A 22,239-nucleotide genomic window follows, 5' to 3' on the forward strand; every position below is an offset into this window, starting at 1 on the left:
GCGTCGCCTTCCCGCCAGGCCGTTCCATATTCATCTGCCGCTAAGGCAGATTGTCCCGCATCACGATGTCGATCCTGATCTTCTCCTGTTCGCGCAGGATCGGCTCGCCGCGGGCGAGCGCGAGCAGCACGCGCACGGCGGCGCGCGCTTCATGTCCGGGGTTCTGCGAGATCGCGGCATCCATCACGCCCTGCAGCAGCAGCCGGCGCGTCAGCATGGTGACGTCATGACCGACGAACACCACCTCGTCGCGGCCGGCATCGCTCAACGCTTTGGCGACGCCTTGCGTGCCGGCACCGACGTTATAAAGGCCGACAATGTCGGCATGCTTGCCCAATAGCCGCGCCAGCACCTGCTCCGAACGATCGTCCTGGTCGCGCCCTTCCAGCACCGGCAGCACGTTGAGCCCGGGGAATTCCGACGCCATCACCTGGTTGAAGCCGAAGATGCGCTCGGCATGGTCGCGCAGGCCCTGCGAGCCCGCGACGATCGCGACCTTGCCGGACCTTTGGCCGGCCAGCCGCCCGACCAGCGCGCCGGCGGTGCGCCCGGCGGCAATGTTGTCGATGCCGACATAATGGTGGCGGCGCGACGACGGCACGTCCGACACCAGCGTCACCACCTTGGTGCCGGCATCGACGAGATCGTTGATCGCGGCGCGGACGCCCGGATGATCCAGCGCCACCACGGCGACGCCGTCGTAATCGCCCGACAGCGCCTCCAGTGAGGCCGCAAGCACGGAGGGATCGAACACGTCGGTCGCGACCATCTCGACATTGAGGCGGCGGACCGAGAGCCAGGCCGACATCTCGCCGAGATAGGCCTCGATCTGCTGCATGAACGGGTTCGGCCCCGACGGCATCACGAAGGCAAAGCGGCGGGCGCGGCCGCGGGCGAGCTCGGCGGCGGCAACGTGCGGCTGGAACGCGTTGCGCTCGATCGCCGCCTTGACGCGCCGCACCGTGTCCGGCCGCACCCCCGGGCGGTTGTGCAGCACGCGATCGACCGTCGCCAGGCTGACGCCCGCCTCGCGGGCGATGTCCTTCAGCGTCAGCGCGGTCGCGGCGAGGGTATCGGCCATCGCTGAAGGTTAGCAGAGGTGTTTTGAGGTACGCAACTCATTTTGAGGACCATCGCAGCCGCAACTCAATTTCCGATTGCAGATACAGCCATCAGCTCGCCATCGGCGTCTCGCTCGAACGCAGGACGCGCGGTCCGGCCGCCTTGCCTATGGTTGCCGTTCACCGACGGCGCCACAACGGGCGTTCGCGGCAAGATCATGAGAGAGAGCCTTATGAATTGGTTGCTTGATATTTCCGAGCAGTACCGGTCACAGCTCCGGGAAGGTCCCTTCTTCAGACAAGTTGCCGGCGCGACGCTGCCAAGCGATTTGCAATGGGTTCACCAGCTCATCCACCAGTCGCGCGAATTCACCCAGGCGCTTTGTCTGCGGTCCGCGCTGTGTCAGGACAGGCGTTATCAGCCCGTCTTCGCCGAACACGCCATGGAGGAAGCCGACCATCCCGATCAGCTCGTGGCCTGGATGACCGAGCACGGATTTCTGCAAGACACTGAGCCCGGCGACGTGCCGCCGACGATCGAAACGATGAGCGCGATCTCATATTGCTGGCGCAGCGCGATGCGCGATCCGCACGATGTGCAGGTCGTCGCCCTGAACCTGCTCAGCGAGGGCGTTGCGCTGGACTTCTATTCAGCCGTGATACCGGTGCTGGACCGGCTCAGGATTCTGAGCGGACGCTACTGGAGGACCCACACCGACGTCGATGCGCACCATCTGTCGATGGGGCTGGATATTTGCGGCGATGTCGCCAGGGATTCGGACAAAGGCAAGCTGTATCAGCGCGTGTTGTGGCAGTCCGCGACGCTCTATCATCAGATGCTCAACTCCTGGGCCGGCGAACGGGTCCAACCGCTCCCGCAGCTGGCCTGAGCGTCGACCGGACCTGTCGACAGGCCATGACAGGTCTGCTCCGATCTCACAGCTTCCCGTAGGAGGCGCCGCGCCGCGTGATGATGACGTAGCGCGCGTCCTGCCTGGTTTCGTTCTCGAAGATCACCGCGCGCATCACGTCGAAATCCAGGCAGTCGCCTTCGCGCAGGCGCACCGCCTTGGCGTCGATGTGCACGGCGATCGCACCCTCCAGCATCAGGAGCTGCTGGGTGAAGGCGTTGCGGCCCCAGGGGCTGTACGGCACCCGCGCACCGGCCGGCAGATCGACGACGATGATCTCGATCCCGCTCGCCGCATCCGTCGGCGAGGCGTGCCGGCGGCGATAGCCGCTGTCGGGATCGCGCCAATGCGGCTGGTCGGCGAGCCGCACCAGCCGCTCCGGCGGCTTCTCGGCGAGCGCGACGACATCGCTCAGCGACACGTCCAGCGCCGCGCAAAGCCTGCCGAGCAGCGCCGCCGTCGCACTGCTCTGCGCCCGCTCCACCCGCCCGATCATGGCGCGGCTGACGCCGGAGCGCGCGGCCAGCTCGTTCAACGTCATGCCCGCCTGTGTCCGCAGCGTCTTCAGGCGGCGTCCGATCGCGCGGTCGAGTTTCTGCTGGTCCATGGCTTTCATCCGAACGTTGCCCGGTGTAGGGACCGCATCCACGGGGCGGGAGGGAGCTTAGAGCGGGCGGGGCATGCATGCCGAGAGCGAGAGGCTAACATATTAGAATCTTCGCCGGCGGCCACTCGCTGGGAATACTCGGGCTCGATGGACAAGCCGCAGCAGCGGAGTAGTCCCGAAGCTGATCAATATCGGCGAGCACTTCCAGCGACCAATGACCGGAAGCTTACGCGCCACCACGCAGTGAATTCTTTTCGCGCAGAGACTCTTCCATATTCAGGGTGTCGCCCTTGCCTGCATCGAGCGAATGGATGCCGCGGTCTATTTCCGACCGCAGGGCGTTGAGCTTCTCGACATGCGAAAGCAATTTCCGGCCGATCTCTTCCTGATCGGCGGCCGGCAACCGGGAAATTTGCGCAAGGGCTTGTTCGAGCGTCCTGACCATGGCTTCAGCCTACCACATTCACATTCCGCAGACTGGCCGGCCGAAAACTTGGAGCGGGCGAAGGGAATCGAACCCTCGTATGCAGCTTGGGAAGCTGCCGTTCTACCATTGAACTACGCCCGCGGATGCTCGATGCGCCTATCACTAATACAGGGTCCCACTGCCGGCGATCAAGGCATTCCTTGAAATCCGCAGAACACCCCTTGCGATGGCTAAACCAAGTTTTTAGGTACTGGGGCTTTAATACACGCTATAATTGTGCATAGTATCAGACTTATTCAATTGAGCGTTCCGAAAGCCGCGCTAGCCGCCCCGGCAAATGCGTTTGCAATAGCCCCCAAAACCTTGCCGACCGACGACCAAACTTGGGTGGCAGTTATCCACTGCTGTGTGACCCCATCCTGAGATTTGAACAACAGGATCAAACAATGACTACTGACCGTGTGAAGTTCGACATTGCTTGCGCACTAGCGGTCGTCACCCCCAGTTCAAGCCTTCCAAACATCTTCCCAAATAAGCTCGCGATTGAAGGCGAACTCAGCCGCATTCTGAGTAGCTGCATTCAAAAGGGATCGATCGGCGACTCTAGCTGCAAGCTAAGCACAGACGTCCCCCAAACGGACAACTATTCGCTCAACATTGGAAAGGACAAACTCAGACTGGCCCCTGGGGGAGCCATCATTTTAGGCGGATCCGGAGTAACGATCCAGCTACATGACCCTCGCATCAAGCGCTTCTTCGCGCTCAAAGTCCCGCGTGTAAGCGTCTTAGCCTATAAGTTCCCGCTATTCGAAGAACTGGACCAGAACAATTTTCAAACTCGATTTGAAAACGAAGTCAGGGCTTTCGAGAACGAACGGCTCATCTTCCGCCGATTATCTCATGAACACATTGCGCAGCACCTCTATGGAGGAGACAAGTCATGCGCTTTTACAGCCAACAACGCACTTACAGCCCATCTGCCATTCAGCGTCTCTGAATGGATTGACGGCGCCCGACCTCTGCACAAGTATCTTCACTCTTTTCTGACTGACACTCCTCCAGAGAAATTGTCATTTGATCGCGTAATTTCGCTTATCATTCAGAGCTTTCAGGCTTTGAGCCACCTCCAAGAGAGAAAGGTTCTTCATTGGGACATCAAGAGCGACAATCTCTTGGTGTCTGATAAGCACGCAATTAAACTAATCGATTTTGGAAATGCCAAGACGTTAGACGTATTGGACAACAGTCTGGACCTGCTAGTCACGACTACGGAGGGGAAATATCCCGCACTCTCGCAGTTCGACAAAGTTGACACTGGGCAAAGCGAGAGCCGTCGATTTCAGATAAGATTACCCCATCTTAGTTGGAACGACCCATTCATAGACTTATGGATGCTCGCTCAAGAATGGAATCGATGCCTAGCGATATCCCCGCATTTCCTCGAGGGCGACGAGCGGAACGAAGGAAGAGGGCAATTAGCTCAAGCAGATCGGACCAAACTCAACGACATCCTATCGAATGCTCGGAACTCAAAAGATATCGACCGCTTCGACTGCCTGAGACTCATCTTCGACAGAATACTGTTTCCGTTTAAGGATCGTTATCGCACGAGGTTTTCTAATGGAGCCAAGTTTAGGCCAGACGAACTTTATTTCGGAAGCCAAGACTCCTATTCCGGAGCCACCGAGGTCGTCGAAGAACTAACACGCGTAATTCTGCCCTTCGGTGATGGCTCCAGCGTACCCGAACTTCAGGTTTCGTTAGATGATATAGTTAGGTTGCCGGTCACAGGGAACAGTGTTTTCACGCCCAGAATTCAGGCCCTGATCGAGACAAGCCTTGTAAGCCCGGCAGACAAACACATTCAGCTAGCGCAGGTTAGACGAGTATTTCCAGGCGCGACCCACACTCGGTTCGAACACTTGCTAGGAACGGTGACCACAGCAACCTACTTCATACGGTCGCTCTATCTCAATGAAATGAACGCCTTCTGGCGTACATCTGTCACCGCGGATGACATCGACGCCACGCTGATCGCAGCGATCCTACACGACGTCGGACACATCGCCTTCGGACACTTTCTGGAAGAGATGTCGGACTTCTTCTCGGGACTTAACCATACCGACTATACTCTGGCGGTGCTGGACAAGTGCCTATCGTCTCTCGGAGACCCCATCACAAACTCCGTAGCGACAAAGCTCTTTGACGTGACCGAGGATTTAGCCACAGAGCTCATAAGCGTCGTCGAAAACTATTGGCTGAGACCTAATGAGAGAGACAATGGAGACGCTCGACAAGCATCCATTTTGCTCCGGAAGGTCCGCGACGTATTCAAGCAACAAACTTTCTCATCCGATCTGCCAACATATATCTCTCGTAGGGGAACACGCCAAGCAGTGAAATCTATCATGCGGTCGATCATCGATGGGCCGCTCGACGCAGACAAACTCGACTATCTGCGACGCGACGCGCTGCATGCGGGAGTGCACTTTGCTAATGGGATTGACCTTGAGAGATTCTTTGAGAGTCTCAGAGTTTGCATACACACTGACGAGAAGCAAATCGAAGCGTCATGCGCAATTGGCGTATCAGAAAAGGGCATCGCCTCTATAGAATCTATCATCACCGCGAGGTATCAACTCTTCGCAGTTGTGTACTGGCATAGAATTACGCGATCCATTACTGCGATGCTTCAACGTTTGCTCTGCGAGGCATTTCTTGCACAGACTGATAACGAATGGATGGAATTTCTCAAAGAGCTTCTCTTTATATTCCGTGAGCAAAGTGACGACCAAGCATTAGAGTGGCTGGATCGCAAACTGAGTCACATGTCGACAAGAGTGCTCTCAGAGAAGAGGGCACATTCGACCTCTCCGGGTAAGACAGTCCAGTCGCTTGTCAGCGCTTTGCGGGGCGACCGAAGAGAATATTTCAAACTCGCCTTTGAGCTGAGCTATATGACGCCAATAGCGACCGAGAATCGACAGGTCGGTTTCCCGCGAAAACGCCTGAACGAGGAGATCAGCCATAGAGTTCATGGCGACCGGAAGCAGCAGAGCGGCTTTACTGACCTCACGAAGGCGCGGCGTCATCAGATGAATCTGGCTACGTTTAGAAAAGAGCTTGAGCAGAAATTCCAAGAGACGGTACGTAGCCTAACGCGCACCGATTTTCATATCGATACGATCTTGTTGGATATTCCGGAACCTGGCAAAGATCAAATCTCGGCAATTCAGGTTGACACGCGCACCAAACGCTTTCGACCTCATCAAGAAATCCCGCAAAAGCTAGCAAAGATTTTCGGGGGAGGAGCCCCTTCGAGCAAAAAGGAGTTCGTGGAGCTTACGCGGCTGTCTCCGATAGCAAGTAGTTTGGACAGCGCACTCAATCTGTGGGCTCGGAAAATAAGAATATTTATGTCTCCTACTGATCTAAAGGCGCTTGTTTCGTTAGGACTAGCCCCTGGCGATATTTCGCTCATTTGGGAAAGGGTTCTGTTCGATCAGTTCCACATTCAGGATGAAGACCAGTCAGAGCTAAATCTCGCTCCAGCGCCGTAGCGCACCATCGATCGGAATTGCGATCCATCCGCCGCAGGTGAGCTTTTGCTTCTTGCGTAGCTGAGACGGCGCCGCGCGCCAAGCGCTTTGGCGCCGCCAGCCTCACGCTCCTTAACTTTTCGGCAAGATTTTGGGTGCGCCGGATTGTGGCGGTGTTATGATCTCGTGTCTGGGGAGAGACGTGCACTGAGTGGGGCGTGTGCATGGTGGGGCGTGGCTATTCGATATTCGACACGGCGATCGGGCGCTGCGGCATCATCTGGAGCGACACCGGCGTGGTGGCCGTGCAATTGCCGGGGGCGCGGGAGATCGACACCCGCCGCCGCATTTTTGCAGTCCATCCCGAGGCGCGCGAGCAGCGCCCCTCCGACAATGCCGAGCTTGCGATAGAGGGCATCGTGAGCCTGCTGCAGGGCAACGATCCCGATTTTTCCGAGGTCAGCCTGGATGCCGGCGGGGTGCCCGGCTTCAACCGCCGCGTCTATGAGTTCGCCTGCTCGATTCCGCGCGGGGAGACGCGGACCTATCACGAGGTCGCCAAGGCGCTGGGCGCTTCAGGCGCGGCGCATTCGGTGGCACAGGCGATCGCCAAGAATCCCTACATGCTGATCGTGCCCTGCCACCGGATGTTGGAGGCCGGCAATTACACCGACCGGCTCTCGCCTTACGGCGGGGTGATCTCCAAGCGGCGGCTGCTGGCGCTCGAAGGCGCCCATCCCGTCGCCAGCAAGACGCTGTTCGAGGTGCTGCTGCCCGTTGCCCCACCAAGGCCGTCCACCTAGATAAGGCGGCATGGACGCGACCACGCTGCTGACGTCACAATCGATGACCGTCTCCGAGTTCCGCTGCGACGCGGGACCGGGCGATACGCCATTTGCCGAATGCCGCACCGGGCATTCCATCGCCTATGTGCGCTCGGGCAGTTTTGGCTGCCATTGCCGCGCCGGTTTCTTCGAGCTGGTGGCGGGCTCGATGCTGGTCGGCGCGCCGGGCGAGGAATACACCTGCACGCATGAGCATGTCAGCGGCGACGTCTGCCTGGGCTTCTTCTTCGGCGAGGACATGGTCGACGCCCTCGGGGGACGACGCGAGGTCTGGCAGGTCGGCGCCACGCCGCCGCTGCCCGAATTGATGGTGCTGGGCGAGCTCGCCCAGACGGCGGCAGATGGCAACAGCGACATCGGCCTCGACGAGGTCGGCCAGATCCTGGCCGGCCGCTTCATTGATGTTGTGTCCGGCAGGGCGCGCAAGCCGGCGACACCCACCGCGCGCGACCGCCGCCGCGCCGTCGAGGCCGCGCTGTGGATCGACGACAATTCGCATGCCGAGCTCGATCTCGAACAGGCGGCAAAGCAGGCGGGCCTCAGCCCGTTCCATTTCCTGCGGCTGTTCTCGAGCGTGCTCGGCGTCACCCCGCATCAATATCTGGTGCGCTCGCGGCTCCGGCACGCAGCGCGGCTGCTCACCGATGACGACATCGCAGTCACCGATGTCGCCTATGACGTCGGCTTCGGCGACCTCTCCAATTTCGTCCGCACCTTCCACCGTGCCGCCGGCGTATCGCCGACCAAATTCCGCCAGGCCTCGAAGGGAGAGCGCAGCATCTTCGCCGAACGCCTCGTCCTCAACTGAGACAGGTCGGCTGCGGGGGCGGGTAATAGTCTGTTGACCAGACGGGCGCGACGCGCTGGGCTTACGGCACGCCGCGCGATATTACAACCAAAGAGCGAATCAACGCTCTTTCAGTGCGGCGACCCGGCAGATGAACAGTGCCCCGAATGACGTGATTGCGGCCACATTGGTTGCGCTTGCCGTCGGCCTCGCTTTCATCGCCGGCTGCGCCGTCTATTATGGCCGCCGGATCACCTCGCACAGGATTCCGATGCAGTGGGGCACCGACGGCCAGCCGGCCTGGTTTGCCCCACGTCTCATCGGGCTCTGGTTCAGCTTCGCCGTCACGGCGGCCCTGTCCGCGTTCCTGCTCATTCTCGCCCTTCACGACCCGCAGAAGCTCACGGCCCTGATCGTCGCCACGGTCAGCGTGATCGGAACGAACATGTGGGTTCACGTCTATCACCTGAAACGGGTGATCCGGTGGCAGTCGGAGGCGCCGGCGAACTAGCCGGGTGCCAAGCGCAAGATTCTCCAAGAGCCGCCCGCCTCGTCCCGACTAGGGTCGTCTCCGGCGCGCGCCATTTGCGGCGCGCTTTGGAAATGGAGACCACCATGTACGACCACATCGGGCTTCGCGTTGCCGATCTCGACGCCGCCACGCGCTTCTACACGGCGGTGCTGGCGCCGCTCGGTTACGTCCTGTGCTCCAGCGGCGACGGCTATGCCGGCTTCGGGCCGAAGGGCGAGCCGGCGCTGTGGCTGCACCTGAACAAGGGACGCAAGGCCGACGGCGTGCACATTGCGTTCCGCGCCGGAAATCATGACGCGGTCAAGACGTTCCACAACGAGGGCCTCAAGAGCGGCGGCCGCGACAATGGCGGCGCCGGGCCGCGCAAGGATTACAGCCCGACCTATTACGCGGCGTTCCTGATCGATCCTGATGGCAACAATGTCGAGGCGGTCTGTGCGTGAGCTTTAGCCGCCAGCGAGATCTCGTAGGGTGGGCAAAGCGACTTGTCCGACGTAGCTCGAAGAGCGAAGGCGGAAGCGTGCCCACCGACTGCTCGCGTCAATCCAAATGGTGGGCACGGCGCTACGCGCCTTTGTCCACCCTACAAAACTGTTTTTGAGGAAACTCCATGGCCTCCATCCACAACGACATCCCCCTCAATGCCCCGGCGCGCGACGTCTGGGACGCCGTGCGCGACTTCGGCGCGCTGCATGAGCGGCTGGCGCCCGGCTTCGTCACTGCCTGCACGCTCGACGGCGATGCGCGTATCGTCACCTTTGCCAACGGCTCGGTGGCACGCGAGGTGCTGGTCGATTGCGACGACGTGCGGCAGCGCCTCGTCTATGCCATCAGCAACGAGCGGCTGAAGCATTACAGCGCCTCGGTGCAGGTGCTCGCCGATGGCGAGCGGAGAAGCCGTCTGGTGTGGATCATCGATATGCTGCCGAACGAGCTTGCTGCCTATGTCGAGGGGCAGACCAAGGAGGCCGTCGTTGCGATACATAAGGCGTTCCCGCCCGATGCGGCGTGAGCCGCGGTCCACGCTTTGCCGTTCCGTGAGTTTTCTCACAGAGCTCCGCCCTCGCCAGCCGTAACCATCGCGGCGTGCGTCCGGTCGGCTCCGCGCTCCCGGCGGTGCCACGCACGCGAGGAGCATGCCATGAGAGGTGCGGACAAGGTGATCTGCCAGGCGGCCGCCGTGCTGCTGCTGTTTTCCGTCGCGAGCTCGCCGGCGAAGGCGCAGTTCCTCGGCGGCGGAGGTGCCGGTGGCGAGGACATGATGACCCAGATGGCCCCGATGCTGGAGATGATGAAGGCGAAGATGGGCAAGCGCCGCTTCGCCATGATGATGCAGACCATGGGCCCGATGATGAGCCGCATGATGGAGAATGGCGGCGGAGGGCTTGGTGGCATGATGGGCGGTGGCCTCGGTGGCCATCTCGGCGGCGGCTTTGGCGCACCCAATTACGGCGGCTACACCCCGACAGGGGGCGGCACCATGCCGGCCGGTTATGGCGGCGTTGGTGGCGGCGACATCATGGGCATGCTCGGCGGCGCCAGTGGCGGCGACATGATGGCGATGATCCCGCAATTGATGCGGCTCGCCAATGTCGGCGGCGGTAGCAGTCATCGCCGCCACAGGCATCGCTAGAGCATGATCCGGAAAAGTGCGCAGCGGTTTTCCGAAGAGATCATGCTCAAACGACAACCTGAAGCGCGATGACGATTCGACCCAATCTCATCGCGCTTTAGTCGGCAGCGCCCGATAGCACCGGCCTGATCGCAGCCTTGTTCGTGCGCGGTCCCCAGCGCGTCAGCACCACGCTGGAGAAGGAGAGCAGGCCGAGCACGACCATCGAGCTCGCGGCCAGCCAGAAGAAGCTCTGCGCGGTCGCCCCGTGGGTCGACAGCCACCAGCCGGCCGCCGAGATGTAGATCAGCCGCGCCGTCTGCGCCAGCACCGGCCCGATCACCTTGGCCGCGCCTTGCGAGGAGAAATACATCGTCGTGGCAATGCCGAAAAACGCGTAGAACGGTCCGACCGTCGAGAGATATTGATGGCTCGCCGCGCGCACGGCTGCGCTGTCCGTGAAGATGTTGATCCAGAGATCGGGGAACATCGCAACGACGCATGCCGGCGCGCCGACGGCCACGAATGCGGATGCACCGGCGATCCAGGCGACGCGCCGGGCGCGCGCAATGTTGCCTGCGCCGATCGCCATCCCCACCATTGGCACACAGGCGATGCCGAACGAAAATGCGATCGAGGTCAGCAGGAATTCGAGCCGCGCGCCGATGCCGTAGCCGGCGAGGATCGCGGTGCCGAACTTCGCCAGCATGTGGGTGAAGATCGAGATCGTCAGCACCGATTGCAGCGGCGAGAAGCAGGCGATGGCGCCGACCTTCAGGATGTCGAAAAACATCGCCCATTGGATCCGCAGGCCGCGCAGCTTCGGTGTAACCCGGGCGCGACCGGAGAACAGGTACCAGCCCATGATGCCAATGTTCATGGAATAGGCGATCAGCGCGCCGGCCGCGACGCCGCGCATGCCGAGCTGCGGCACCGGCCCGAGCCCGAGGCCGAGCGTGCCGCCGAGCACGATCTGCCAGGCCGCGGAGTTTAGGATCAGGAACGACGGCAGCTTCATGTTGCCGGTGCCGCGCAGCACGCCGGCCATGGTGTTGAGCAGCCAGGGCAGCACGGCGCCGCCGAAAAACACCTGCGTGTAGGCGACCGCATGGGTCAGCACGTCGCCGCGGCCGCCGAGCATTTCCAGTACCTTTGGCCCGAAGATCAGCATGCCCAGCATGAAGACGAGGCCGAAGCTGATGCCGATCAGGATCGCATGCACAGCGAGCGTGGCGGCGCGCTCGCGATCGCCGGCGCCCAGCGCACGGGCAATGGCGGACGCCACCGCCCCGCCCATGGCGCCGCCCGACATCGTCATGGTCAGGATGACGGTCGGAAACACCAGCGCCATCGCCGCCAGCGCCTCGACGCCGAGCCGGCCGATATAGGAGGTCTCCGCGATCACCGTACAGGTGCCGGCCGAGAGCGCGATCACGTTGGGCCAGGCGAGGGAGAGCAGCGTGCGCAGGATCGGCCCGTCCGTCAGCGCGCTTCGCAGCGGCCGCGGGGGCGGCGGCAGCGGACGCTCTTGCTCATCGACCGGGATTTCGGCGATGTCGGACATGTCCTCTCCGGGGCGCGAGCGCCATTTGCGGCGCGGCAATGCGTAGGTGTGCCATTATTTTCTTCGCGCAGAAGGCGCGGCGAGAGGCTTGTTAGCACGGCCCGCAGCGATTCCTCCTGCGCTAGCTGCAGGCGTGCCCTGCGGCAGCGCATTTCAACGGATGAAGGCTATTCGATCGTCCAGACCAACGGCGGACGGCCGCCTGCGGCGGCGCGCATGTGCACGCCGATGTGCCGCCCGCATCCCGCAGCCAGGCCTTCGAACAACCCCTCCAGCACCCTGGCGCAGGCGGGGTGATAGTCGGCGACGTCGTCCATCAGCTTCCAGCTCTGCTGGCGGATTTCGAACGTGCCTTCGGATTGCGAGGTCTCGGCCGTGTCATCCTGCGCCGCGAACAGCGCGTTCAGGAACGACGCGAATTCGCTTGCCCCGCCGCGGCTCATCTCCAGCGCGGCCGCGACGTCATCGAAATATTGCATCCCGATCAGCTTGCCGGTGAGATGCAGCAGATAGCCGGCGTCTTCCGGACCGAACAGCTGCACCATCACGGGTGCGGCGGTGCGCACATATTCCATCGCGTAGTTGCGATAGGCTTTTTCCAGGCGCGGCTTCGGCCAGCTTGCGACCGGCAGAGCCGGTGCGGTGTTGGCGTCGAACAATGGCGCTTCGAGGTGGCGCGCGAACACGAGGCGCTGGTCGAGCTCGAGCGGATGGTCGTACTGGTGATAGTAGCCTTCCAGCCCGTCCTGCCCGTCGACGCTCTGCTTGGTGCAGACGAAGCCGAGCCTGAGATCGCCGAGCGCGACACCGTTATTGGCGTGCCATCCCCGCAGCATGGCGCGCGAGACCTCGCCCGGCACGCCGCAGATCGCGGTGCCCTTCCAGATCCAGCGTGGCGGCGGATAGCGGATCCAGGCCTTGGCATCGCTCTCATACATGTATTCGACGTGCACGCCGCCGATCCAGTTGGAGAGATAGTGATATTGCGCGGCCGCCACCGCCGGCGGCAGATGATCGATCCCGAGCTTCCTGAGCCCGGGCAGGAAGCGCTCCTGCTGCTGGCGGCGGAATACGCGGAAGACGAACTCGGCGGCATCCGCAGGTCCGCGCCGCGTGACGACGGTGAGGATGAGGCCGGTGAAATAGGCGTGATAGAGGTCGGCGACCGCACGCCAGCGCTTCCATTGGGCTTGCTGCGCGGCATCCGCTGCGGCGGTCATGCGTTTCGCTCCCGATCGTTGTTGCGATCGAGTGTGTCACCGCAGCTTTCGGCAAGCAATATGACGCCCGTGCAGGGCGCCCTGCGCGATCGCCGACCAATTCCGCATCACGAAGTTTGCGGCGGCGCCTTGGCCGCGCGCTCTCGCTCGACCCGTTCGGTGACATCGCGCGCCATCGCGACCGATCCCAGAACGTTGTCGCCGGAATCCCGCACCAGCGCAAAGGTCATCTCGATGTAGAGCTTGCGCCCGCTCTTGTGCAGCGCGCGGGTCAGCGTCGGCCTGCCTGCAAGCTTCATGCTGCCGCTCGCGAGTGCGGCCTCGAAACCCTTCCAGTGCGCGGCACGCAGATGCTCGGGAATGATCAGATCGAGATTCTGGCCCAGCGCCTCCGCCGCGGAGAAGCCGAACAGGGCCGTCGCTGCACGGTTCCACCGCATGATCGTGCCGGAGCGGTCCGAATAGATCAGCGCATCCGCGACGTCTTCGGCGATCTTTGCGTCGAGTTCGGATGGGTTGCTCATGTCGTCACCTCGCATGTAGCCCGGATGGAGCGGAGCGTAATCCGGGATCGTGCCACGAGTGAGACTGCCCCGGATTACGCTTGCGCTCCATCCGGGCTACAGGATCGGGCTACACCCGAAAATGCTTCGATAGTTTGAGGCCCTGGGCCTGATAGTTCGAGCCGATGCGTTGGCCGTACATCGCGTCGGGACGGGCCAGCATCTTCTCGTAGACGAGGCGGCCGACGATCTGGCCGTGCTCGAGGATGAACGGCACTTCACGCGAACGCACTTCGAGCACGGCACGCGATCCTAGCCCGCCCGCGCCGGCATAGCCGAAGCCGGGATCGAAGAATCCGGCATAGTGCACGCGGAATTCGCCGACCAGCGGATCGAACGGCACCATCTCCGCGGCGTAGTCGGGCGGCACCTGCACGGCTTCCTTCGACGCCAGGATGTAGAACTCGCCGGGATCGAGGATCAGGCTGCCGTCCGGGCGGGCCGAGATCGGCTCCCAGAAGTCCTCGACGGAATAGCCGGAGCGACGATCGACGTCGACCACACCGGTGTGGCGCTTGGCGCGGTAGCCGACGAAGCCGTTCGCTTTCTCGCCGGAGAGATCGACGGAGACGGCGACGCCGCCGGAGAGATCGGCATCGTCGATATCGACGAGGCGCTCGGCGGCATGAAGCGCATCGAGCTCGTCGGCGTTGAGGATGGCATCGCCGGTGCGGAAGCGCACCTGCGACAGACGCGAGCCCTCGCTGACCAGCACCGGAAACGTCTTCGGGCTGATCTCGGCATAGAGCGGGCCGTGATAGCCGGCGCCGATCATGTCGAAGCGGCGGGTGCCGTCGGCGATCACGCGGGTGAAGACGTCGAGCCGGCCGGTGGAGCTCTTCGGGTTCGCGGCCGCGACGATCTCCGGAGGCAGCGCGAGGCTCTCCAGCAGCGGCACGATGTAGACGCAGTTGGTCTCCAGCACAGCGCCGTCGGCGAGGCTGAACTCGTGCAGCTTCAATTCGTCGATGCGCTCGGCGACGGTGGCGCCGGGACCGGGCAGGAAGCTGGCACGGACGCGATAGGCGATGTCGCCGAGACGCAGATCGAGGCTCGCCGGCTGGATCTGGCTCTCGACGAAATCATAGGCGGGCAGGATGAGCCCGGCCTTCGCCATCGCCGCGATCATGCGGTCGGGCAGGATACCATTGGCGTCGGGCGCGACCGTGAACGTCAACCGGGGGTCCTCATCAGGGGTCAAATGCATCCGGACATGCCGGAAATACAAGTCTTTTACGGCTATCCGATGGACGGCTTGACGGAAAGGGCATTGCGGAATATGAGCATCACTTATCCCGTGGTGATTTGAGCCGGCCGGCTTGCAGCCACGTTAAATAAGTCGCTAAACAGGCCGGGGACCTCTGTGATCCCGGCCCGTGGAGATATCCAGGCCGGTTTTTTTGTGACCGTTTTCGACAAGACGGTCATGTCGGAGGTACCTATGTCGAAGTCGACCACCAACTACCGTCCCGAAACCCGCCTGGTCCATTCCGGCACCCTGCGCTCGCAATATGGCGAGACGTCGGAGGCGCTGTTTTTGACGCAAGGCTACGTCTACGACACCGCGGAGCAGTGCGAGGCGCGGTTCAAGGGCGAGGATCCGGGCTTCATCTATTCGCGCTACTCCAATCCCACCATCGCGATGTTCGAGCGCCGCATGATCGAGCTCGAAGGCGCCGAGGCCGCGCGCTCGGCGGCGACCGGCATGGCCGCGGTGACGACCGCGATCCTGGCGCCGCTCAAGGCCGGCGACCACGTCGTGGCCTCCCGCGCCCTGTTCGGCTCTTGCCTCTACGTCGTGCAGGACCTCTTGCCGCGCTACGGCATCGAGACCACGCTGGTCGACGGGCTCGATCTCGACCAATGGCAGCGCGCCGTGAGGCCGAACACCAAGACGTTCTTCCTGGAGAGCCCGACCAACCCGACGCTCGACGTGCTCGACATTCCCGGCATCGCCGAGATCGCGCACAAGGGCGGCGCGCGGCTCGTCGTCGACAACGTGTTCGCAACGCCGATCTGGCAGAGCCCGCTCGCGCTCGGGGCCGACGTCGTGGTCTATTCCGCGACCAAGCATATCGACGGCCAGGGCCGCTGCCTCGGCGGCATCATCCTGTCCTCGGAAGCCTTTATCGCCGAGCACATCCACAATTTCATGCGCCAGACCGGCCCGTCGATCTCGCCGTTCAACGCCTGGGTTCTGCTCAAGGGCCTGGAGACGCTGGGCGTACGCGTGCGCGCGCAGACCGAGACCGCCGCGCGTATCGCCGACGTGCTGGCGAGCCACCCGAAGATTTCGCGACTGGTTTTCCCGGGCCGCGCCGATCATCCGCAGGCGGCGCTCGTGAAGAAGCAGATGCGCGGCGGCTCGACGCTGGTCGGCTTCGAGGTCAAGGGCGGCAAGCAGGCGGCGTTCCGCGTGCTCAACGAACTGAAGCTGGCGAAGATCTCCAACAATCTCGGCGACGCCAAGAGCCTCGTCACGCATCCGGCCACCACGACGCATCAGCGTCTGAAGCCGGAAGACCGCGCCGCGCTCGGCATCAGCGAGGGTTTTATTCGCTTCTCGGCAGGGCTCGAGCATGCCGATGATCTGATCGAGGATCTGACCGCGGCGCTGGAGAAGGCGTGAGGCTTTGTAGGGTGGATTAGCCGAAGGCGTAATCCACCAACTTCGTTCGGCATTCGCTGAAGCATGGTGGGTTACGGCTTCGCCTAACCCACCCTACGGCACCGCGCCTACATCGGCCGATACGTCCGCACATCCCCCGGCACGTTCACGCCTAGCTTGATCTGGCCGACGGAGCGGATGATGTCGTCGCCGAGCAGCTGGGCGAAGCAGGCGTAGCCCCAATCGTTCATGTGCAGGCCGTCGGCGATGACGAAGCTCTCGACCGGGATAGCCTGCTTCTCGTGCCAGTCGCGCATCACCTCGAAGCGCGGGAAGATGCCGACGTGACGGAGCTCGGCGACCTTGCCGAGCAGCTTCACCATCTTGCCGGCGCTCTCGGCGCGCTGGTTGACGGCCGGCGAATATTGCGGATCGACCAGCACGATGTCGGCGCCGCCGGCGGCCTGGATACGGCTGATGCCGTCCTCGACCAGCTTTGCGGTGTCGCCGGGATCGAGGTTGCGCAGCACCGCGTTGGTGCCGACCTGCCAGATCACGAGATCCGGATGCACGTCGATCACCTCGGTCTGGAGGCGCTTCATCATCTCGGGCGCATCCTCGCCGCCGACGCCGGCATTGACGACGGTGATGTCGGCGGTCGGATAGTGCCGGTGCAGCTGCGCGGCGAGGCGATTGGGATAATTGAATTCCGGCGAGCTGGCGCCGAATCCTGCGGTCGACGACGAGCCGAACGCGACGATGAGGACGGGCTTGCCGGCGACGAGCTTGCCCGCGACATGCGGCAGCGAGCCCATCGCCTTCGCACCGCCCTTCGGCGGCAGGCAGGGCACGCGATTGAAGACGTCACCGGCGGATTTGGCGACCTGCTTCACCTTGTCGATGGCGCGCGCGGTGATGCCGCGCTGCTCGGGAGAGGTTGCGGCGACATTGGTCTGTGCGGGCGAGGCGGGCGCCGGATCAACTGACTGCGCGGGTGCGGGCGTCGCCTGTGCGGCTTGCGTCTGCGCATGGGACTGCACGGCCGGCGCCAGCGACAACAGCACTGCTGCTGCAGGCGCGGCCAGCCATGCCGTCAGGCAAAAAGGGCGGAGAGAACTCATTAACGCTAGACCTCAATTTTGCTGCTGGACCGGCTCCAGATGGGCTGCGTCGATCACGAACTGTGCCAACGCCCGGCCAAGGCAATCATGAACCTGCTTCGCCAGCTCGGGCCCGCGGGACGGGCTGAACAGGTCGAACTGACCCTGATCATTCCACTGCCGCATGATCGCGAAACGATCGAACAGCGGAATATCGTGCTCCTGCGCCACGACGCGCATATTATCGAGAAATGGTTGGGCCGAGATCATCGTTTCGGTACGCGGGCTGTACTGCAAATTCATCAAGACGACGTCGGCCCCTGCCTTTTGCAACGCAATAACACCTTCGGTGACGGCGCTGCGGAATTCGTCGGGATCGATGGATCTGATGGCATCCACGGTCCCGGTCTGCCAGACGACCAAAGTAGGCGTTTTTGCTTCCATCAGCTTAACGAAGGTCGAGGCGGCCTCCTCCGCCGTTCGCTTGCTCTGTATTTCTACGGAGACGTGCAGCAGCTCTGACGGCGGCAGCTTTTCCTTCAGAATCGCTTCCATGCGCGCCGGATAGGAGCTGCCCTCCGAGGACGGAATCGTGGTCGAGCGGCTGCCGATGACCAGGATTTCGAGCGGCTTGCCGGCCTTGACGGCCTCGGCGACCTTGGGAAGCTGGCTTTCGCTGGTAAGCAGATAAGACGGCAATTCGCACGCCGCGGGCGCGGTGGCAGGCGCAGCATCGCCCGCGCGCGCCAAAGGCGCGGCGAGGCTACCGCATAGCAGGACCAGGCTCAGGAGAACCTTCGCCTTCATCAGCCCCCTCCCGCCAGATCGGCGTTGCCGACGGCGTTTTTGGTTTTCGCACCGCTCTTGTCAGCCACGCGCTTGTACCACGAAATCACCCAGGCCACGCCCCACATGATCAGGACCCCGGAGAGACTAATCAGCGCATGCATGGCTGCCCCGCCGGAGACTTCGGCGAGAATGAAATGCCCGGCGAAGGCCAGGAAGACGCCGAGGCAGAAGATCTCGAGAGAATGCTGGCCACATAGAATCAATGGTCGCAACCAGCGCGATTTCAAGCCCGGCCAATCCCGGGGGAGGAAGCGCACGGTGAGCGCGGCCAGCGCCAGGAAATGCGTGAAGCGCAGCACGTCGAGGTCGGTCTTGTCGATCGGATACATCCACTGCTCGACCCGCTTCGGCATGAATTGGGAGAGCTGCGGCACGTACCAGGTCAGCGTCACGTAGAACGCCGCGGCGAGATAGGCGATCGAGATCCACATCGTCACCGGCGAAGCCAGGATACGCGACATGCGCCGCGCACCGCCGAGCGCGCACCATGCCCCGAAGACGAACAGCAATTGCCAGGCCAGCGGATTGAACGCCCAGAAGCCGTTCGGATAGGCGGAGAAGTAGAGATCGTATTCCCAGGTGACCGCGTAGAGCACGACCGAGAGGCCGAGCGTGACGTCGGGTCGCCATTTCATCGACCACAGGATCAGCGGCAGCGCCAGCATCAGCACGATGTAGAGCGGCAGCACGTCCATGTTGACGGGGCGGAAACGCAGCAGCAGCGCCTGCACGATGGTGACGTCGGGCTGCTTGAGGAAATCCATGATCCCCATCTCTTCGGTGTAGAGCGGGTTCTCGAACCGGGTTGCGACGTAGGAGATTTCGGCGAGGAAGATCGTGAACAGGAAGACGTGGGCGACGTAGATCTGCCAGACCCGGCGCAGGATGCGCGCGGTGGCGATGACGACGCCGCTCTCCAGCATTGCCCTTCCATAGACGAAGGCGGCGGTGTAGCCGGAGATGAAGATGAAGATCTCGGTGGCGTCGCTGAAGCCGTAATTGCGGATCGTGAACCAGGTCAGCAGACTCGGCGGCAGATGGTCGATGAAGATCAGCCACAGCGCCAGCCCGCGGAACAGGTCGAGCCGGAGCTCGCGCTCGCCGATGGCAGGCAGCGTGATGGCCGGCGCCCTCGCGCGCGGCGTCGCCCCCGCGGGCCTGCTGTCCACAGCCATGCTGTCTGCAGGCCTGACATCAGCGGGCTTGACGTCAGCAGGGTTGGCGGTTCCCGCGATCGTCGATCCCGTCACTTGGTCGGCAATGGTCATCGGGGCCTAAAAACCCTTCGGCAAATCGCGACGTTGAGGAGTGTACCGGTCCGGTCGTCGTCTCGCAAAGCGGCCGGATCACGTCCGGGTGTCATTCCCCTCGAATTCTGGCGGGACGATGTCGCCAAAGCCGCCTCCGGCGTTTGGTTCCAGCGCCGGATTTCGGTATGATAGCAACCATGTACCGCGCCGTGACCCGCCAGATCGAAGTGACCGTCGAGCCGAACTTTGTTCCGGAGCAGTCGTCGGCCGACCGTTCCCGCTACTTCTGGTCCTACACCATCGTCATCGTCAATTCGGGCGAGGAGACCGTGCAGCTCAAGACGCGGCACTGGATCATCACCGATGCCTCCGGCCGCCAGCAGGAGGTCAAGGGCGAGGGCGTGGTCGGCGAGCAGCCGATCCTGGCCCCCGGCGAGCGCTTCGAATACACCTCGGGCGTTCCGCTCTCCACCGCCTCCGGCTTCATGACCGGCCGCTACCAGATGGTCACCGAAAGCGGTGAGCGCTTCGAGATCGACGTTCCCGCGTTTTCGCTGGATAGCCCGGACAACAAGCGGGTGTTGAATTAAGGCCTCGCTCTCGTGTCCGGACGCGCTGTCATTCCCCGCGAAGACGGGGAATCCAGTACGCCGTGGCTTATCGGTTCAATCACCGCCGTCTCGGAGTACTGGATCGCCCCGGTCAAAGTCGGGCGATGACACCGAGTGTATGGCTGCAGACACGCCATCGCAGCCTCGCGGCTCAATTCGCCCGAGCTTTGCTTCATCTTTCGCCCTCTAAAGCCAAGAGGGCGCAGGGAAGACCGGGTGCCGGCTCGCACCCGCGGTCCGCTGCGCGAAAGCACGCGCAAAAAGAACCGCACAGCAGCATACAGGTGGTGCCGATCACTCGGCCTTCCCTGCGCGATGGTTGGACGGCTTATGCCGTGCTCTCCCGGGAGCCGAGTTCCCTCTGGCCTCCCTCGCCGTTCGAATTGACGATGCCGTCTGCCCGGTTGGGCTCGCGCGCACCTTCGAAAGGCTTGACCGTAGCAACGACGGCCAGGACCACACGGTTTTGCCGTACGCGCGTTCGCTGGTCACCACATTATCTCCCGGCCTTGTCGACGTTGCCGAAAGAATGTCGCGAGACGAACTGAACAGCGCCGCTCATCCGCACGAAGCCTCGGGCTCACAGGGACTACCCGCCCTGCCCGCGCCTCTCGTGCCGACGCTGCCGCGTCCACCGCAAGCCCGGCTCGCGATGCGTGACGACACAAGATCGCCCCTCTTGGTGAGCCGGGATGGACGACACATACGCCGAAACCGAATTTCGGTAAAGTGGAATATTTTTGTGCTGGTGGATTGACAGCGGGCGACACAGCGGCTCCCCGCCAAGCTGTCGTAGGGTGGGCAAAGCGAAGCGTGCCCACGTCTTTCGCCGCCGTCGAGAGCTCGTGGGCACGGCGCAGGTGCGCCTTTGCCCACCCTACGAGAGCTCGCTCACGCGTCCTCCACGCCCGCCTCGTCCGGCGTGAAATCGTACACCGAGGAGCAGAACTCGCAGGTGACGACGACCTTGTCGTCCTTGACCATGGCGGCGCGGTCGTCGGGCGAGAAGCTCTTGAGCATGGAGGCGACCGCGTCGCGCGAGCAGGAGCACTGCGCCTTGAGCACCATCGGATTGAACACGCGCACGCCGCGCTCGTGGAACAGGCGGAACAACAGCCGCTCGCCGGAGAGCTCGGGATCGATCAGCTCGACGTCCTCGACGGTCTCGATCAGCGAACGCGCCTCGACCCACGCATCGTCTTCGGCAACGCTGTGCACCTCGACGCCATCGGGGGCATCGCCGGGATGCAGATCAGCCTGCCGCGCGCGCTCCGGCGCCTTCGGCAGAAACTGCATCAGCATGCCGCCGGCGCGCCAGCGATGCTTGCCGCCGTCGTTCGAACGCCACTCCTCGCCGACCGCGAGGCGCACGCGCGTCGGGATCTGCTCGGAGCGCAGGAAATATTCGTGAGCGGCGTCTTCCAGACTGCCGCCATCGAGCGCGACCAGGCCCTGGTAGCGGCTCATGTCGGGTCCCTGGTCGATGGTCATGGCAAGATGACCGCGGCCGAGCAGCGTGCCGGAATCCTTGGTATCGCCGAGACGCGCGGCATCAAAACGCGCATAGGCGCGCAGGCGATCCGGCGCCATGTAGTCGACGACCAGGAACGACACCGGGCCGTCGGTCTGGGCCTGCAGGATGAAGCGACCCTCGAATTTCAGCGCGGTGCCGAGCAGCGTCGTCAGCACGATGGCCTCGCCGAGCAGCTTGCCGACCGGCGCCGGATAATCGTGCTTGGTCAGGATCTCGTCGAGCGCCGGGCCAAGCCGCACCAGGCGCCCGCGCACGTCGAGCGCGTCAACCTCGTAGGGCAACACGGCGTCATCGATCGGAACCGCTGATGGCGCGCGAACCGGGCCTTCGGGGCCGGCTTTCATCTCAGGGGATTGGGAAACCATGGGGCGTTATCTGGGGTCGGAGGGCGGAAATGGAAGGGGGTGCGGGCGGTGTGTTCCGGATACAAGTCGAACTGAACGAAGCAACCTCAAACTCGGTGTCGTCCCGGGGCGCGCGAAGCGCGAGCCCGGGATCCATAACCACAGGATGACGTGATGGCGCGAGCTGACAACTCCGAGTCCTCGCCAAACTCAGTCCTGTGGCTATGGGTCCCGGATCGGCGCTCCGTTCTGGACAACGCTACGCGTTGCCAGAA

21 protein-coding genes, 1 tRNA gene and 1 riboswitch are annotated in these 22,239 nt (G+C 62.8%); of the genes, 10 read left to right on the plus strand and 12 right to left on the minus strand.

Annotated features, from left to right (window positions below; all coding sequences use genetic code 11):
* Positions 1–40 precede the first annotated feature (40 nt).
* Complete coding sequence (locus tag AABA86_RS04740; RefSeq protein ID WP_338305917.1) at positions 41–1,081, minus strand: LacI family DNA-binding transcriptional regulator; 1,041 nt, start codon at positions 1,079–1,081, stop codon at positions 41–43.
* A 213-nt stretch (positions 1,082–1,294) separates the two neighbouring features.
* Here AABA86_RS04740 and AABA86_RS04745 point away from each other — a divergent pair, with 213 nt between their 5' ends.
* Complete coding sequence (locus AABA86_RS04745) at positions 1,295–1,951, plus strand: iron-containing redox enzyme family protein (RefSeq protein WP_338305918.1); 657 nt, start codon at positions 1,295–1,297, stop codon at positions 1,949–1,951.
* Positions 1,952–1,997: 46 nt separating this feature from the next.
* On the opposite strand, the gene AABA86_RS04750 is transcribed toward AABA86_RS04745, so the two are convergent.
* The 3 genes from AABA86_RS04750 to AABA86_RS04760 form a co-directional block, all read right to left on the minus strand.
* Positions 1,998–2,579, minus strand: a complete 582-nt coding sequence (locus tag AABA86_RS04750) for a helix-turn-helix domain-containing protein (protein WP_212244028.1) — start codon at positions 2,577–2,579, stop codon at positions 1,998–2,000.
* Between the two features lie 226 nt (positions 2,580–2,805).
* Entirely contained in the window at positions 2,806–3,024 is a 219-nt protein-coding gene (locus tag AABA86_RS04755) for a hypothetical protein (RefSeq protein ID WP_338305919.1), read from the minus strand.
* A gap of 49 nt (positions 3,025–3,073) precedes the next feature.
* Positions 3,074–3,147 (minus strand) — tRNA-Gly (locus tag AABA86_RS04760).
* Between the two features lie 305 nt (positions 3,148–3,452).
* Between AABA86_RS04760 and AABA86_RS04765 the strand changes: the two genes are divergently transcribed.
* The 7 genes from AABA86_RS04765 (at position 3,453) to AABA86_RS04795 (ending at position 10,342) form a co-directional block, all read left to right on the plus strand.
* Positions 3,453–6,566, plus strand: a complete 3,114-nt coding sequence (locus AABA86_RS04765; RefSeq protein ID WP_338305920.1) for a protein kinase domain-containing protein — start codon at positions 3,453–3,455, stop codon at positions 6,564–6,566.
* Between the two features lie 203 nt (positions 6,567–6,769).
* Positions 6,770–7,348, plus strand: a complete 579-nt coding sequence (locus AABA86_RS04770; protein ID WP_338305921.1) for a methylated-DNA--[protein]-cysteine S-methyltransferase — start codon at positions 6,770–6,772, stop codon at positions 7,346–7,348.
* A gap of 10 nt (positions 7,349–7,358) precedes the next feature.
* Entirely contained in the window at positions 7,359–8,198 is an 840-nt protein-coding gene (locus tag AABA86_RS04775) for a helix-turn-helix transcriptional regulator (protein ID WP_338305922.1), read from the plus strand.
* Positions 8,199–8,328: 130 nt separating this feature from the next.
* Positions 8,329–8,688: a hypothetical protein gene (locus AABA86_RS04780; protein WP_212244020.1), complete on the plus strand. Its 360-nt coding sequence runs from the start codon at positions 8,329–8,331 to the stop codon at positions 8,686–8,688.
* Positions 8,689–8,792: 104 nt separating this feature from the next.
* Entirely contained in the window at positions 8,793–9,152 is a 360-nt protein-coding gene (locus tag AABA86_RS04785) for a VOC family protein (protein WP_212244019.1), read from the plus strand.
* Positions 9,153–9,319: 167 nt separating this feature from the next.
* A complete protein-coding gene (locus AABA86_RS04790) occupies positions 9,320–9,721 on the plus strand; it encodes an SRPBCC family protein (RefSeq protein ID WP_338305924.1) in 402 nt (133 codons plus the stop codon).
* Positions 9,722–9,850: 129 nt separating this feature from the next.
* Positions 9,851–10,342 carry a hypothetical protein gene (locus tag AABA86_RS04795; protein WP_338305926.1) on the plus strand — a complete coding sequence of 164 codons (492 nt, stop codon included), beginning with the start codon at positions 9,851–9,853 and terminating at the stop codon, positions 10,340–10,342.
* Between the two features lie 97 nt (positions 10,343–10,439).
* Here the strand turns inward: AABA86_RS04795 and AABA86_RS04800 are convergent, their stop codons facing one another.
* The 4 genes from AABA86_RS04800 to AABA86_RS04815 form a co-directional block, all read right to left on the minus strand.
* On the minus strand, positions 10,440–11,885 hold the full coding sequence (locus AABA86_RS04800; protein ID WP_212244016.1) for an MATE family efflux transporter: 1,446 nt from the start codon (positions 11,883–11,885) through the stop codon (positions 10,440–10,442).
* Positions 11,886–12,052: 167 nt separating this feature from the next.
* Positions 12,053–13,105 carry a hypothetical protein gene (locus tag AABA86_RS04805; RefSeq protein ID WP_338305929.1) on the minus strand — a complete coding sequence of 351 codons (1,053 nt, stop codon included), beginning with the start codon at positions 13,103–13,105 and terminating at the stop codon, positions 12,053–12,055.
* 107 nt (positions 13,106–13,212) lie between these two features.
* Entirely contained in the window at positions 13,213–13,629 is a 417-nt protein-coding gene (locus tag AABA86_RS04810) for a PAS domain S-box protein (protein WP_338305931.1), read from the minus strand.
* Positions 13,630–13,738: 109 nt separating this feature from the next.
* Positions 13,739–14,875, minus strand: coding sequence for a 2'-deoxycytidine 5'-triphosphate deaminase (locus AABA86_RS04815; protein ID WP_433960960.1), 1,137 nt, complete (start codon positions 14,873–14,875; stop codon positions 13,739–13,741).
* An 80-nt stretch (positions 14,876–14,955) separates the two neighbouring features.
* Positions 14,956–15,035, plus strand: a riboswitch (SAM riboswitch).
* A gap of 74 nt (positions 15,036–15,109) precedes the next feature.
* On the opposite strand from AABA86_RS04815, the gene AABA86_RS04820 reads away from it, so the two are divergent.
* Positions 15,110–16,297, plus strand: a complete 1,188-nt coding sequence (locus tag AABA86_RS04820) for an O-succinylhomoserine sulfhydrylase (RefSeq protein ID WP_212244009.1) — start codon at positions 15,110–15,112, stop codon at positions 16,295–16,297.
* Positions 16,298–16,404: 107 nt separating this feature from the next.
* Here the strand turns inward: AABA86_RS04820 and AABA86_RS04825 are convergent, their stop codons facing one another.
* From AABA86_RS04825 to AABA86_RS04835, 3 genes are read right to left on the minus strand one after another with little or no spacing between them, the layout of a single operon-like run.
* On the minus strand, positions 16,405–17,397 hold the full coding sequence (locus tag AABA86_RS04825; RefSeq protein WP_338305932.1) for an SGNH/GDSL hydrolase family protein: 993 nt from the start codon (positions 17,395–17,397) through the stop codon (positions 16,405–16,407).
* A 12-nt stretch (positions 17,398–17,409) separates the two neighbouring features.
* Complete coding sequence (locus AABA86_RS04830; protein ID WP_338305933.1) at positions 17,410–18,183, minus strand: SGNH/GDSL hydrolase family protein; 774 nt, start codon at positions 18,181–18,183, stop codon at positions 17,410–17,412.
* Positions 18,183–19,493, minus strand: a complete 1,311-nt coding sequence (locus AABA86_RS04835) for an OpgC domain-containing protein (protein WP_212244005.1) — start codon at positions 19,491–19,493, stop codon at positions 18,183–18,185. Before AABA86_RS04835 ends, AABA86_RS04830 begins: the two co-directional genes overlap by 1 nt.
* A gap of 179 nt (positions 19,494–19,672) precedes the next feature.
* On the opposite strand from AABA86_RS04835, the gene apaG reads away from it, so the two are divergent.
* The gene (gene apaG / locus AABA86_RS04840) at positions 19,673–20,065 is read left to right on the plus strand and encodes a Co2+/Mg2+ efflux protein ApaG (RefSeq protein ID WP_026202434.1); all 393 of its coding nucleotides are present in this window, start codon (positions 19,673–19,675) and stop codon (positions 20,063–20,065) included.
* 912 nt (positions 20,066–20,977) lie between these two features.
* Here apaG and AABA86_RS04845 read toward each other — a convergent pair.
* The gene (locus tag AABA86_RS04845; RefSeq protein ID WP_212244004.1) at positions 20,978–21,985 is read right to left on the minus strand and encodes an Hsp33 family molecular chaperone; all 1,008 of its coding nucleotides are present in this window, start codon (positions 21,983–21,985) and stop codon (positions 20,978–20,980) included.
* Between the last annotated feature and the right edge of the window lie 254 nt (positions 21,986–22,239).

It is taken from the genome of Bradyrhizobium sp. TM233, assembly GCF_036247965.1.
GTDB lineage: Bacteria > Pseudomonadota > Alphaproteobacteria > Rhizobiales > Xanthobacteraceae > Bradyrhizobium > Bradyrhizobium ottawaense.